This window comes from Streptococcus australis, assembly GCF_015553625.1.
Taxonomy (GTDB): Bacteria; Bacillota; Bacilli; order Lactobacillales; family Streptococcaceae; genus Streptococcus; species Streptococcus australis_B.
In genome coordinates, this window is sequence record NZ_JADNGY010000003.1 from 186,156 (window position 1) to 199,893 (window position 13,738).

The window sequence follows — 13,738 nt, forward strand, 5'->3', positions numbered from 1 at the left end:
CTTCCGAGCACCTGAAACACAATGGTTCAGGTGCTTTTCTCACGGCGGAAAGCTAAGCATATAGCTCTCTTTGCTCGTTTATAGCAAAGCTAAAAACTAAATAATGATTTTCTTAATTGTTTTAGGAGCTATATTCTTACAAATCTTCTGCTTTTAGGGGTTTGACGTCTTTGAGCAATGGGTGGTTCTTATCTGCTTCTGAGACTTCTGCTTCTTCCAAGTTTTCCCATTGGATGTCTAGGCTTGGGTCTGCGTAGTTGACAAAAGCGTATTTTGGTTTGAGTTCCAATGCCCAGTAGTCATTGACTAAATAGCTATAGGCTACTTTATCAGATAGCACTTGGAAACCATTGGCTACGCCACGAGGGACAAAGATTCCTTTAGAGGCATCAATCACAGTTTGGTAGGTATTCCCAAAAGTCTCACCTTCACGAAGGTCTACCCACGTTCCGAGAACCTTTCCTTCATCCGCTACAGAGATGTACTTGTCCCAAGGTTCTGCATGCAAGCCACGCAAAACGTGTTTGCGTGAGAAAGACACATTGTTTTGCAACTTGCCTTCCGCAAAAAAGCTTTCAGGGAATCCAAGAGGAAGCATCTTCTCTTTTTGGAAGTTTTCTTTAAACCAGCCACGGTTGTCCCCATGGACTGGAATATCAAACTCCATCAAACCTGGGATAGCTTCGATTTTACGGGCTGCTAATTCTTTTCCGAAAAATTGTTCTGTCATTAAGCTTCTCCAATCAAACGGAGCAAGTATTGTCCGTATTCGTTTTTCTTCAGCGGTTGCGCCAATTCATAGACTTGCTCTTTAGTGATATAGCCCATACGATAGGCAATTTCCTCAAGGTTGGCTACTTGAACATTTTGCAAGCGTTGAACCGTCTCGATATATTGAGAAGCTTGTAAGAGACTTTCATGAGTCCCTGTATCCAACCAAGCAAAGCCACGGCCCATGAGCTCCACAGAGAGATCTCCACGCTCTAAATATGCTTTATTGACATCTGTGATTTCGAGTTCTCCACGAGGACTTGGTTTAATGTTTTTGGCAATCTCTACGACATCATTGTCATAGAAGTAAAGCCCAGTCACTGCAAAATTCGATTTTGGATGTTCTGGTTTTTCTTCGATTGAGACGGCATTCATGTCCGCATCAAACTCTACCACACCAAAACGTTCTGGATCTTTGACTTGGTAACCAAAGACAGTCGCGCCTTTTTCTTTGGCTTCCGCCCGTTGCAACATCTTGGTTAAGCCATTTCCGTGGAAGATATTATCTCCAAGTACGAGGGCAACATGATCATCACCAATAAATTCTTCTCCAATGATGAAAGCTTGCGCCAAGCCATCTGGACTTGGTTGCTCTGCATAAGAGAGGGAAATTCCTAGTTCAGAACCATCTCCAAGAAGCTCTTCAAAACGAGGAAGATCCTGCGGAGTTGAGATGATCAGGATATCTTTGATCCCTGCCAACATAAGGGTTGACAGTGGATAGTAGATCATTGGTTTGTCATAAATGGGCATCAACTGTTTGGAAGCGGCACGGGTCAAAGGATACAAACGAGTCCCCGAACCACCAGCTAAAATAATACCTTTCATAATGTTAGGCCTTTCTACGTAGTCATTACCCTTATTTTATCATGTTTATATAAAAAAGTCACCTTGCATTTGTGTTGCAAGGTGATGACACTTTATCCCAAAGCTACGTCTAGGATCATCATAATGACAAAGCCAACCATGAGACCGAGGGTCGCAACATCTGTGTTGCCATTCGTCTGTGAGTCTGGGATCAACTCTTCGACCACTACAAAGATCATAGCGCCTGCTGCAAAAGAGAGGGCATATGGTAGGATGGCTGTCATAGATAAGACGGCAACTGCTCCTAGCAGGGCTCCTACTGGCTCAACCATGGCTGACATGGATCCCCAATAAAAGGCATTGAGACGGGATTTTCCATCCGTCCGGATTGGGATCGAGAGGGCAGCTCCCTCTGGGATATTTTGCAAGCCAATCCCAATGGCCAAACCAACCGCCCCGATAAAAGCTTCTGGACTTGGATTACTAGCCAGAGCTCCAAAGGCCACTCCGACCGCCAAGCCTTCTGGGAAATTGTGGATGGTAATAGCGAGAAAGAGGAGGGTCGTTTTAGACAACTTCTTCTCTCTCGGCGTATGGATACTCTCTGCCTCTTCAATCTCCTTCGTCATATGAAGGTGAGGGACGATGACGTCGATCAAGCAGAGGAAGAATCCTCCAGTTAGAAAACCAATCGCCACTGGCAACCAAGCCAAACTTCCATAGGAGTTTTCCGCATACTCAATAGACGGTTGCAAGAGGGACCAAAAAGAAGCCACAATCATAACACCAGCCGCGAAGCCCATCATGATGTCCAAGAGTTTTCGACTAATATGCTTGAAGAAAAATACAATGGCTGACCCTACGATGGTACAGCCCCATGTAAACAATCCTGCGAGAAAGGCCTGTAAGACCACGGATTGTGATTGAACCCAATTCATAACAACTCCCATTTTCTTGTTGATTCGCTTGTTCTATTCTACTATTTCTATCCGAATGAAGGAAGATCTTTCGAAAAAAAGAGAGTGGGACAGAAATCGGTAATTCGTTAGAATTCGATTTCGTCGTCCCACCTCCGCACAGTTGAGTAGGGCTGTAAAAGCTGATGAATTCAGCGTAGTAGAGCCCACTCAACCACTGCGTCTTGCTCGACAATCCAAAGAAAATTGAGAGGCTAGGACTTTTGTCCCAGCCTACTTCTTCACATATTGTTCAACTGGATAATCTGCTGGATCTAGGCGCACCTTTCCTCCTGCCACTAGTTGGGCCAGGTGCCACCCAATAAGGGGACCAGTTGTGAGGCCAGACGAACCAAGTCCACTAGCGACATAAATACCAGCTTGATCGGGAAGAGCTCCCCAAAAGGGCGAGAAGTCGCTGGTGTAAGCCCGGGTACCTACGCGCTCACCGACAACTGTCGCTTGAGCTAGTTCTGGATAGTAGGTCAAGGCTTCTTCTTCCATTTGATTCAGCAAAGCTTGATCCACTGTTAGGTCAAAGCCTAGCTCATTCTCATGGGTAGCGCCCATACTGATCTTGCCTTGCTGGAAGGGAATGATATCCAGTTCTCCTTCTGGCATAACCACAGGATAATTATTCGTATCTAGGTCTAGCTGATAATCCCTCAACTGTCCTTTTTGCGGACGGACATCCACTTGGTAGCCAAGTGGCTCAAGGATTTGCCCCAACCAGGCTCCTGTCGCTAGGATTACTTGGTCATAGCTCTCTCCTGCTATCTGAAAACCATCACCCGTGACGGAGAGAGTAACCTCTTCCTTGATCACTCTTGCGCCACTTGCTTTAAGGAGAGTTTCCGTTAGAAGGGCTCCCTCTACATGGGCCCCACCCGTGGCATAAAGGAGCTGTTCAAAGCCTTGCAGACCTGGGAATTGTTGACCTACTTCTTCTTTGGTTAAAACCGCCAATTCCCCAATCAAGGGAGATTCTTCCCGTCGACTCAGCGCCAACTGATAGAGTTCATCTAATTTCTCTTCCTTTTTCTTAAGAAGATAGACCCCTGTCTGCTGGTAAAAGTCTGTTTTGATTCCGTCTTTGGCTAGGTCCTCTACCAATTCTTGGTAGAAATCAGCTCCTAGCCGAGCTAGACGATACCAAGCCTTGTTTCGCCGCTTAGAAAACCAAGGGCTAATAATGCCAGCCGCTGCCTTGGTTGCTTGGCCAACTCCGTGATCATAGACAGTGACATCTATCTGTGCTTCCTTGGATAAATAATAGGCTGCAGTGGATCCAACAATCCCTGCACCGATAATGGCAACTTTCATGATAACCCCTTAGATATGATAAAAAGGATTGGTGCTGGCTTGACTGCCAATCACTTCGATTTCCCACGCTTCTTCAGACTTCCACTGATTGAGTTTTTCGACTAGTTTCGACACAAAGAGAACTTCGATATGGTGACCTGGATCCAAGGCAAGGAGACCATCGCTCAGCATGTCTTGAGCCGTGTGGTAGTAGATATCTCCTGTGATATAGACCTCTGCCCCCTTAGCAAGAGCATCCTTGTAAAAGGATTGGCCACTTCCGCCACAGATAGCGACGCGCTCAATCATCCGATCCAGGTCCGCCTGGTCATAACCAACCAAGCGTAAGGCATCTAAGCCAAAGGTTTCTTTTACCTTATGAGCCAACTGGCCAAAGGTTTGGGTGCGCACTTGACCGATCCGGCCGATTCCTAGACCTTCTCCTGTCATGCTGAGGGGCTTTGTATTTTCAATTTCTAAGAGCCGGCAGAACCAATCGTTCAATCCATCTGGAACAATATCAATATTGGTATGGCTGACATAGACCGCAATATCATGCTTGATCAAGTCAATGTAGATCTGATTTTGAGCCCGATCGGCAACCAGATCCTTAATAGGACGAAAAATGGGCGCATGTTTGACAATGATCAAGTCCACTCCATGATCAATGGCTTCTGCCACCGTCTGCTCCCGGATATCCAAGGCTACCATGACCTTCTTGATGTCTTTTTGCAGCGTCCCGACCTGTAGCCCACGGACATCTCCCTCCATGGAAAGTTCCTGGGGACAGTAGGCTTCATAGCGTTTGATAACTTCACTTGCTAGCATTTAGGACCTCCTTGATTTGGGCGATGCGCTCTTCTAACGATGCTCTGGCGGACTGATTCTCAACTGGGACCTGCTCCAAGGCAAAGGCTAATTTCTCCACTTCCTTGGACCATTTTTGAACAAAGGCTGGAGCTTGTTCTATCATCAAATACGGACCAAAGCGCAATTCCTTAGCTGTCAACTCTTGAGAACCCTGTTCGACCACGAGGATCTCATAAAACTTCTCATTTTCTTCTAAGATAGCTTCATCAACAATGCGAAAATCATGGTCTACTAACCAAGCTCGTAATTCATCCTCCCGATTATTGGGTTGTAAGACCAAGCGTGAGACACCGGCTAATTTCTCAAGACCACCCGCTAAGATATCCGCAATCAAGCGGCCTCCCATGCCAGCAATGGTGATACAGGAAATGCCGTCTGTTGGTTCAAATGCAGCCAAGCCATTGGCCAGGCGGACTTCAATCTTGTCTTCTAAGCCATTATCAGCGACGTTTTGAAGAGCGGATTGGTAAGGGCCCTCCACTACCTCACCAGCAATGGCAGCCTCAATTTTCCCTTCTTGTAAAAGGGCGATTGGGAGATAAGCATGGTCACTTCCAACATCTAACAGACGCGCTCCAGCTGGGACGAAGCTAGCCACCAAGTCCAAGCGATTTGATAATTTCGTAAATTCCATGTGCTACTTTCTAAACTTTTATTCCACCCTTTAGTATACCATGTTTGCACCATTAAAAAAAGGCGCGATAGCGCCTTTTCCTTATGCATCAATTTCCTTATATTCTACTTCCAAGCCTCGTTGCACAGCTGGGCGATTGGCAATTTTCTCTGTCCAAGCTTGCAAATGCTTGTATTCCTTCACATCTAAGAAAATTCCTGCTCGGTCCCAGACCTTGTCTTGGGCTAGACGGCCATACCAGGACCAGATGGCGATATCTGCAATGGTATAGTCATCTCCTGCGATATAAGGTTTAGTCGCCAATTCTTTGTCAAGCAGGTCCAATTGGCGTTTAGCTTCCATGGCAAATCGGTTGATGGCATACTCAATTTTTTCAGGAGCGTAGTGGAAGAAATGGCCAAAGCCCCCACCCAAGAAAGGTGCAGCCCCTGTCTGCCAGAAGAGCCAGTTGAGCACTTCTGTCCGCTTAGCAGGATCTGTCGGAATCAATTTCCCAAATTTCTCTGCTAGATACAAGAGAATATTGGCTGATTCAAAGACACGAATGGCTGGTTCTCCTGATTGATCCAACATGGCTGGAATTTTTGAATTGGGATTAATGGCTACAAAGTCACTGCCAAATTGATCCCCATCACCAATCTTGATGCGATAGGCGTCATAGCCTGCATCCACTCCCAGCTCTTTGAGCTCTTCCAGCATAATAGTCACCTTGATCCCATTGGGTGTTGGAAGGGTATAGAGTTGGAAAGGCTGGTCACCTTTTGGAAGACTTTGTTCAAAACGGGCACCTGCTGTTGGTTGGTTCAGGCCACCCCAGGCTCCTCCCATTTGGCTCGATGCTTCCCATACTTCCGGTAATTGATAATCTGACATCTCTTTTCTCCTTTTTCTGAGTTACTACTAGCATATCAAATCCAGACGCTACTTTCAAAAATCTGCTACGCTAGCTTTACTTGACTTTTCTTGGCAAAATGATAGTATAGAAAAAATATATTTTAAGGAGAAAAAATATGTCTACAATTGACTTTCATAGTTTGGCAAAGACAGAATTACACTGCCACTTAGACGGTTCCTTGTCACTTCCGACTATTCGCCAATTGGCAGCCATGGCCAATATTGACCTTCCTGCTAGCGATGAAGAACTCAAACACCATGTCACTGCGCCTGCCAACTGTGAGAATCTCTTAGACTATTTGGAGGCCTTTGACTACATTCGCCCTCTCCTTCAAACCAAGGAAGCCTTGACCCTTGCTGCTTACGATGTGGCTAAGCAAGCTGCTCTGGAGAATGTCCTCTACATCGAGGTTCGTTTTGCCCCAGAATTGTCCATGGACCAAGGGCTTACCGTCCTAGAAACTATCGATGCTGTCTGCGAAGGACTGCGCCAAGCCCAGGATGAATTTGGCATTGTTGCAAAAGCCCTGGTCTGTGGCATGCGCCAGTCCGATCAAGAACTCACCTCTCGCATCCTGGCAGAAGCCAACCAGGTCACTGATCAAGATTTTGTTGGTTTTGACTTCGCTGGCGATGAGTACCACTATCCACCACAAACCATTGACGCCCTCATCCAACAGGTTAAAAGTTACAACCGTCCTATGACCCTTCATGCGGGTTAATGCCACTGTTCAGCCAATGTTGCTCAATCCATGGCCTATGGCATCAAACGAAATGGCCATGTGACCTTGCTTGCCTATGAACCAGAGCTTCTAAAAGAGTTTGTGAAAAACGGGGTCACCGGTGAGCTCTGCTTGACCAGTAACCTTCAAACCAAGGCTGCTACTACTGTGGAGGACTTCCCTTACCTCAAGATGAAGGAAGCACAAGCCCATATCAGTATCAACACCGATAACCGGACCGTATCTGATACGGATTTGACCAAGGAGTATGCCCTCTACCACCAGCACTTCCAAACGACACCAGCTGACTTTTACCAGCACAATGTCGATGCCATCCAGGCTTCCTTTGCTAGCGACGAGGAAAAACAAGAGCTCCTCACCAAACTAGAAAAAGCCTACGCAGACTATTTATAAACGAAAAAACTAGCACTTTATGAGTGCTAGTTTTTTTAATCTTTCCATAAATCCATGGCCTGTAAGAAATCATCTGAAACAGTGACATTTTCAGGCTGAAGAGCTTCCCGCTCTTGCTGTTTGATTTTTAATTGTGTCAAACTAGTAATGCCTTCACGTCGCCAATTGCGCAGGATGGCCTGGATGTATTTCCAGTGAGGCTTGCCATTAAAGACAGCTTCTCTCAAGGCAGCCTTAACAATGTCTGGATCCGTTTGGTCCTGTTTGACTGTCTGTGTCAAATCTTCGATTTCAAATGGAGTCAATAAACGTCCCAACTCCTGCTCAAAGGTTTTGACCAAATCAGCCAGTTCATTCTCTGCCTGCTTGTCTTGCCCACGCTGAGACGCCTCTGTCCTACTCTGAAGCAAGTCATCCAGGCGTTCGAGGGCAATAGTCGCATCAAAAAGAACTTCAATCTCTCCATCTAGCTCAATAGTCCGATATTGGAGTAAACCTTGGTTGGTCAGGCGAGACATAGACTGGTTCACTTCTGTGACAGACTTGCCAATCGCATCTGCAATTTGATTCGGCGTGAGGCTGGATTGGTTGGTCGTATTTTGCAAATAAAAGAACTGCCAAACCAGAAAATCCTCTGCGTCTTTAAATAAGTGTTGATAATGGAAAAGTAAGGCACTTGGTAAGACCAAATTGCCCGACTTAAATGCTTGTGAATATGTCATACTACCCCTTTATAGGTAACCATAAAATGAAATATCTTTTTCTAACTCCTCCAAACGATAAGGAGTTTCTTGGTAAACTGCATAATTGATCCAATTACTAAAGAAGTTGGCTGCCGCTAAGTTCCACCGCATCCGAGGGTCACGACTGCTGTCATCCTGATCAAAATAATTCTTGGGAAGATCTGGATTCAAGCCTGCTTTCACATCCCGCTGGTATTCCTTGGCCAAGGTATCACGGTCATATTCCAAATGGCCAAAACTATAGACCTCTCGAAGGTCTGGACTGGCCAGGATCGATAGTCCTACTTCACTGCCTTGAGCTAAGACTTGCAAATTGCTCTTTTCTAGCACTTCTTTGAGGGGGACATCCGTATAACGTGAATGAGGGGCCAAAAAAGCATCGTCAAAACCACGCATCAAACGGTTCTGTGGATTCAGGACGGTTTGCTCATAAATCCCAGATAGCTTGTCGCACAGAGCTACTTTTTCAATGCCGTAGCGGTAATAGAGACCAGCTTGGGCACCCCAACAAAGATGCAAGGTCGAAAAGACATGGCGTTTAGACCAATCAAAGACCTTTGTTAACTCTTCCCAGTAATCCACTTCCTCAAAGGCTAATTTCTCAACCGGAGCTCCAGTAATGATCAAGCCGTCATAATAGTTCTCTTTAATATCCTCGAAGGATTTATAGAAGATTTCCATATGCTCTGCTGCTGTCGTCTTAGACTCATGGCTAGTCATATAGAGGAAATCCACATTGATCTGCAAGGGAGTATTGGCCAGGAGGCGTAACAGTTGAGTCTCAGTTGCTACCTTAGTCGGCATGAGATTCAAAATCAGAACATTCATTGGACGAATATCTTGGTGAGTTGCCCGAATATCATCCATGACAAAAATATTTTCTGAGCGAAGAATATCAACTGCTGGTAATTTCTTATCTAAGGTAATTGGCATAAAAAGCTCCCATCTTACAAGTTGTTACCTCTTATTATAAGACAGGAGCATATAGTTTTCAATTATGGTTTTTCTCTATCTAGATATAGCTATAAACTATATCAGTAATGCATCAAGACCTTGTAATCATAGTCTCCGATAGCTTCGCGGCCTTTGAGATCATCGAGCTCGATCAAGAAGGCACAACCTGCAACGATCCCACCGAGTTTTTCAATCATTTCGATGGTTGCTTTAACTGTACCACCTGTTGCCAAGAGGTCATCGACGATGAGGACGCGTTGACCTGGTTTGATGGCATCAGCGTGCATAGTCAAGGTATCCACACCGTATTCTTTTTCGTAGTCCGCTGAGATAACTTCACGTGGCAACTTGCCAGGCTTACGAACAGGCGCAAATCCAATTCCCAACTCAAAAGCAACAGGACATCCAACGATGAAGCCACGCGCTTCAGGGCCGACGATCATGTCGATTTTCTTATCCGTTGCGTATTGAACGATTTCACGAATCGCATAACTATAAGCATTGCCATCTGCCATCAAAGGGCTGATATCACGGAAGGTAATCCCTTCTTGTGGATAATTTTCAATGCTTGCAATGTAATCTTTTAAATTCATGGTTAACTTTCTTTCATAAAAAATTTTTTACATTCCATTATACCATGAATTCTACTAACGTGCATCATTTTTTACTAAATCATTTTCCCAAACACCTGCAGCAAAAGAAAAAATCCCACACCTGAAAAAGATGCGGGATAATAAATGTTAGAAGATCCTTTTACTGTTCTTCTATCAATTTGTTGTACTTAATTTTCATATCTCCTAAGTTTTTCAAGGAATAACGCGAGCTTCCATTCTTAAACCAAGTACCAAGGATGTATTGTTCGGCGACCTTCTTGCTTTGGTTTCGAAGCCAAGTGCGGTCTTTGCCGTAGGTAGAAAGTTTCTTTAGAAAATCACTCCCCTTAACTGTTTGATCATCCGCATAAAGATAGACTTCCCTTTGGAGAAAAACCTTATTTGTAGAATCATATTCGAAGAACATACGAACATAATCATTTTCGTTTAGCTGATATTTATACCAATAAACCCATTCAGAACTGTCTCGAAACATCATGACGGATAGCTCTTCTTGACCACCAACGATGTCATCTGAATAGGGATACATTTGAAATCCTTCATCTTCCTTCCAGATGCGATCACTTCCGATCGTTTCTGTAAAGGGCCTAAACATGACATAGCGCATCCACCCACCATTTTCAGCGTAGTTAATCTCCTCCATGGGGTTTCTCAAACTCAAGTAGATCCCCAGCCAATAGAGGGCAAAAAGCAGGAAAGGACTGAGCCAGAGGATTATTTTCTTCTTGTTCATTAAATCGATCCTGTTAAATAATCATAGATTTCTTGCACAGATCCTAGAGCCATGAGCTCTTGGTCTTTGACCGTCTTCACCAAGTCCTGATAGATGGAACTAGAGGTAATCTCCTTCTTCTCCGCATCCTTGTTGACAGTCATGATGCCATTTTCAATCTGAACAAAGCCCAATTCTTGGAAAATCTGGATCATTTTGATCAACAAAACCTGTGGAATCTTGAGGTAGTCAGATAGTTGGCTCAGCTTATGTCGGATATCAAACTCAGGGAACTGATATAGTGTCTTATAGAGTTTGGCATATTGATCCCGGCTACCGTAGCCAGTCAGATAATAGGCCTTATCTAGTTGATTCTTAAAATAGACCGCTTGGAAGCTCTGTTCTTGGAAAAGGGCCTTCAAGTCAGCCAGGTCATCCGGTATGCGATCGATGACAATGGCGGCTGAATCTACTCTTCCTTCTAATTGACTAAAGAGCGGAATAGCTTGTGGGAGAGGAGCATTCTTTCCTCGGATATTGTAAAGCTGTACTCCTTCTACACGGACATCCACCACCATCAATTGCAGGGTGGTCTGTCCATTCCATTGATTGATGGCCAAGGATACCACCAACTCCAAATTTTTCGCTTGGGAGAATTCCAATTCCAAATGGCCCTGGCCAAAAGCCACCACATCAAAACGGGCATCGCCTTTTTGAATCTTCAACTTCAGATGGCTATTACCAGCCCCCATAGTCCGGCTAGACTCCACTTGAAAATCACGAATGTAAAAGACTGGCTTCTTATGGTCCATCCCAAAAGGAGCGAGACGGTCGAAACTCTTCAAGGTATCCAAAGTCAGCTCTTCTAGGTCCAACTCCTCATCCACAAAGAGTGTGGATTTGGCCGTCAGGTCAATCCCTTTTTCTACAATATAGTCAGAAAAAATCTCGGTCAGACGAGGGAGCTTGTCCACTTCCAGAGTCATACCAGCTGCACCCGCATGGCCCCCAAAGGCGATAAAGAGATCCCGATGGGGAGCTAGGGCTTCAAAAATATGGACACTTTCGGGACTTCGTGCACTTCCTTTAGCCTTGCCTTGGTCTATGGTGAGGACGATGATGGGCTGATGGATCTCTTCAAGTAGGCGACCAGCTACAATCCCTAAGACACCAGGATTCCAGCCTTCTTTTGCCAAGATCTGAACAGGAAGACTTGGATCAACCATGGCTTTGGCTTCATCATAGATGGCTTGGACGATTTCCTTGCGCTCTTCATTCTTGGCTTGAATCATCAGCGCAATTTCCAGCGCTTCTTCGTCGTCAAAACCTGTCAAGAGTTCGACCGCTGGATTTGGGTCATCCAAGCGACCCAGGGCATTGAGACGAGGAGCAATCTGAAAACCAACTGTTTCTTCATTTACATCTTGAGGGGCGATGGAGGCCAACTTGAGCATTTCCTGGAGGCCGATCCGTTGGGTTTGACGAAGGACACCTAGGCCATACTTGACTAGAATGCGGTTTTCATCTGTCAGACTGACCATATCCGCAATGGTTCCAATGGCTACCAGATCAAGGAAATCTAGGGGCACCTCTTCTAGGAGGGCACAAGCCAACTTAAAGGCAACCCCACAGCCCGCTAGGTGCTTGAAAGGATAATCAGCATCTGGATGCTCGGGGTGAATGATGGCATAAGCATCGGGCAAAACTTCTGGCATGGCATGGTGGTCGGTTACAATGACATCTACTCCCATGCTTTGGGCCAAGTCAATGGCTTCGTGTCCAGCTACTCCATTGTCCACCGTGATGATGAGGGAAATCCCCTGCTGTTCGATAAAGTACTTGTAGACACTGGCATTGGGACCATAGCCATCCGTAAAGCGGTTAGGCAGATAGACGTCTACTTCTGCCCCCATCTGCTCCAGGGTTTCCTTCATAATAGAAGCGGCCGTCATCCCGTCCGCATCATAGTCTCCATAAACTAGGATTTGTTCATAATCTTCTATGGCTTGGCGAATGCGATCCACTGCCTTGTCCATATCGTGAAGCAGGTAGGGATCATGCAGATCTTCTAGCCGCGGTTCAAGAAAACGATCCAGCGCCTCTTCCGTCTGGATTCCTCGTTCTCCCAGTAACTTGGCTGCGGATGCTTCTAATCCTCTCTTCTTTGCTTGCGCCAAAAAAGTATCATCTGAAAAGGGCGTAGCAAACTGCCATTCATATTTTGACGTGATCATCTGTGTATCTTTTCTCCCTGTTATCTAGTCTACTTATTATAACATGAATGAATTTATCAGAGGGGATAAAAGCCTATGCTTCCTAAAGAGAGAATAGAAAAAAACGGATGGCGATTAAACTCACGGTACCTTTACCATCAAGACTTACTTTTCTAGACGAAAGAAAAGACTGGGAATCAACTCCCAGCCTTGCTATTTGACTTGTGGTCTATTAGATAGTCCCTTTTTCATCTTCCTTATTCTTGATTCTCTAGTCCGTCCTGTTGATCTTCATAAAAAACAACTTTCCCATCTTTCACTTTGAAGGAGTAACTGAGCGTGTCTTCCGAATCATCTTTATGATTGGAATAGTAGAAACTATAGGCACCATTCGGTAGTTTGCTCGCATCTAGCTTTTTAGCTGCTTCTTCTAGGTCTTGCTCCTTAACGGACACGGCATCATCTACATAAATGGTCATACGGATTAACTCTTGATCGATCAAGGTTTGAAAAGGAATTTGATAGTAGCCGGCAAAGTCTTTTTTCCCTTCTTTGAGATTTTGACTTGCAATGCTATCCAGGATTTCCTCTTTTTCTTCCTGATAAAAGTTACTTAAAAAGATAGAGAATTCAATTGGAAGGCCTAGAGATTGCTTCTTTATTTCCTTTTCTAGTTTTTCCTCGATATTTTTTATGGATTTCTGCTCTAAAAACACTTTCTTATAGTCTGGAAGAAAAATAATAGATGAACTTGACCAGTCATCATGAAAAGTTGTTTCATTTTCCAATCGTACCGTTTGATCATCGTAGGTTTTCTCAGAGTAGGTGTAGCTTACATGATAAGTTGGGAATTCTAGGGCAGTCCAAGATAACTTGGTGATGGTTACTTTTCCATGAAGACCAGCTTGAGCAAGCTCACTGCTAACAACTTCTTTAGCCTTTTTGTAATCACTCGATGTCATGATCTTACAACTGGTTAGAACCATCGTTAAGAATAAAATGGGAACTAGGAGTAAAAGGGAATAACCTTTGTTTTTCATAGGTCTACCTCCAAAAATAGAAAACTTCCAAAAGTTAGATAGAGGACTATATAGGATGAAAGATTCTCACAAGTTGAATTACTCATCAACGT

13 protein-coding genes and 1 pseudogene are annotated in these 13,738 nt (G+C 44.7%); 1 reads left to right on the top strand and 13 read right to left on the bottom strand.

Annotated features, from left to right (window positions below; translation table 11 throughout):
- Positions 1 to 136 precede the first annotated feature (136 nt).
- The 7 genes from I2D56_RS03885 to yghU form a co-directional block, all read right to left on the bottom strand.
- Complete coding sequence (locus I2D56_RS03885) at positions 137 to 730, bottom strand: dTDP-4-dehydrorhamnose 3,5-epimerase family protein (protein ID WP_023022979.1); 594 nt, start codon at positions 728 to 730, stop codon at positions 137 to 139.
- Complete coding sequence (rfbA, locus tag I2D56_RS03890) at positions 730 to 1,599, bottom strand: glucose-1-phosphate thymidylyltransferase RfbA (protein WP_006596504.1); 870 nt, start codon at positions 1,597 to 1,599, stop codon at positions 730 to 732. The genes I2D56_RS03885 and rfbA overlap by 1 nt, the downstream gene beginning before the upstream one ends.
- A 92-nt stretch (positions 1,600 to 1,691) precedes the next feature.
- Positions 1,692 to 2,516, bottom strand: a complete 825-nt coding sequence (locus tag I2D56_RS03895) for a ZIP family metal transporter (protein WP_006597236.1) — start codon at positions 2,514 to 2,516, stop codon at positions 1,692 to 1,694.
- Positions 2,517 to 2,768: 252 nt separating this feature from the next.
- Positions 2,769 to 3,857: an NAD(P)/FAD-dependent oxidoreductase gene (locus tag I2D56_RS03900; protein WP_006596506.1), complete on the bottom strand. Its 1,089-nt coding sequence runs from the start codon at positions 3,855 to 3,857 to the stop codon at positions 2,769 to 2,771.
- 9 nt (positions 3,858 to 3,866) lie between these two features.
- Complete coding sequence (locus I2D56_RS03905) at positions 3,867 to 4,664, bottom strand: Nif3-like dinuclear metal center hexameric protein (protein WP_006596507.1); 798 nt, start codon at positions 4,662 to 4,664, stop codon at positions 3,867 to 3,869.
- Positions 4,651 to 5,340: a tRNA (adenine(22)-N(1))-methyltransferase gene (locus I2D56_RS03910; protein ID WP_195348010.1), complete on the bottom strand. Its 690-nt coding sequence runs from the start codon at positions 5,338 to 5,340 to the stop codon at positions 4,651 to 4,653. Before I2D56_RS03910 ends, I2D56_RS03905 begins: the two co-directional genes overlap by 14 nt.
- A gap of 81 nt (positions 5,341 to 5,421) precedes the next feature.
- The gene (yghU, locus tag I2D56_RS03915; protein ID WP_195348011.1) at positions 5,422 to 6,213 is read right to left on the bottom strand and encodes a glutathione-dependent disulfide-bond oxidoreductase; all 792 of its coding nucleotides are present in this window, start codon (positions 6,211 to 6,213) and stop codon (positions 5,422 to 5,424) included.
- Positions 6,214 to 6,350: 137 nt separating this feature from the next.
- On the opposite strand from yghU, the pseudogene add reads away from it, so the two are divergent.
- Positions 6,351 to 7,370: pseudogene (add, locus tag I2D56_RS03920) on the top strand (adenosine deaminase).
- A gap of 35 nt (positions 7,371 to 7,405) precedes the next feature.
- Here add and I2D56_RS03925 read toward each other — a convergent pair.
- The 6 genes from I2D56_RS03925 to I2D56_RS03950 form a co-directional block, all read right to left on the bottom strand.
- Positions 7,406 to 8,092, bottom strand: coding sequence for a DnaD domain-containing protein (locus I2D56_RS03925; protein WP_195348012.1), 687 nt, complete (start codon positions 8,090 to 8,092; stop codon positions 7,406 to 7,408).
- Between the two features lie 9 nt (positions 8,093 to 8,101).
- The gene (metA, locus tag I2D56_RS03930) at positions 8,102 to 9,046 is read right to left on the bottom strand and encodes a homoserine O-acetyltransferase MetA (protein ID WP_123160177.1); all 945 of its coding nucleotides are present in this window, start codon (positions 9,044 to 9,046) and stop codon (positions 8,102 to 8,104) included.
- 101 nt (positions 9,047 to 9,147) lie between these two features.
- Positions 9,148 to 9,660, bottom strand: coding sequence for an adenine phosphoribosyltransferase (locus I2D56_RS03935; RefSeq protein ID WP_123160176.1), 513 nt, complete (start codon positions 9,658 to 9,660; stop codon positions 9,148 to 9,150).
- Between the two features lie 160 nt (positions 9,661 to 9,820).
- The gene (locus I2D56_RS03940; RefSeq protein WP_123160175.1) at positions 9,821 to 10,414 is read right to left on the bottom strand and encodes a TipC family immunity protein; all 594 of its coding nucleotides are present in this window, start codon (positions 10,412 to 10,414) and stop codon (positions 9,821 to 9,823) included.
- Positions 10,414 to 12,627, bottom strand: coding sequence for a single-stranded-DNA-specific exonuclease RecJ (recJ, locus tag I2D56_RS03945; protein ID WP_195348013.1), 2,214 nt, complete (start codon positions 12,625 to 12,627; stop codon positions 10,414 to 10,416). The genes I2D56_RS03940 and recJ overlap by 1 nt, the downstream gene beginning before the upstream one ends.
- Positions 12,628 to 12,863: 236 nt before the next feature.
- On the bottom strand, positions 12,864 to 13,646 hold the full coding sequence (locus I2D56_RS03950; RefSeq protein ID WP_195348014.1) for a hypothetical protein: 783 nt from the start codon (positions 13,644 to 13,646) through the stop codon (positions 12,864 to 12,866).
- Between the last annotated feature and the right edge of the window lie 92 nt (positions 13,647 to 13,738).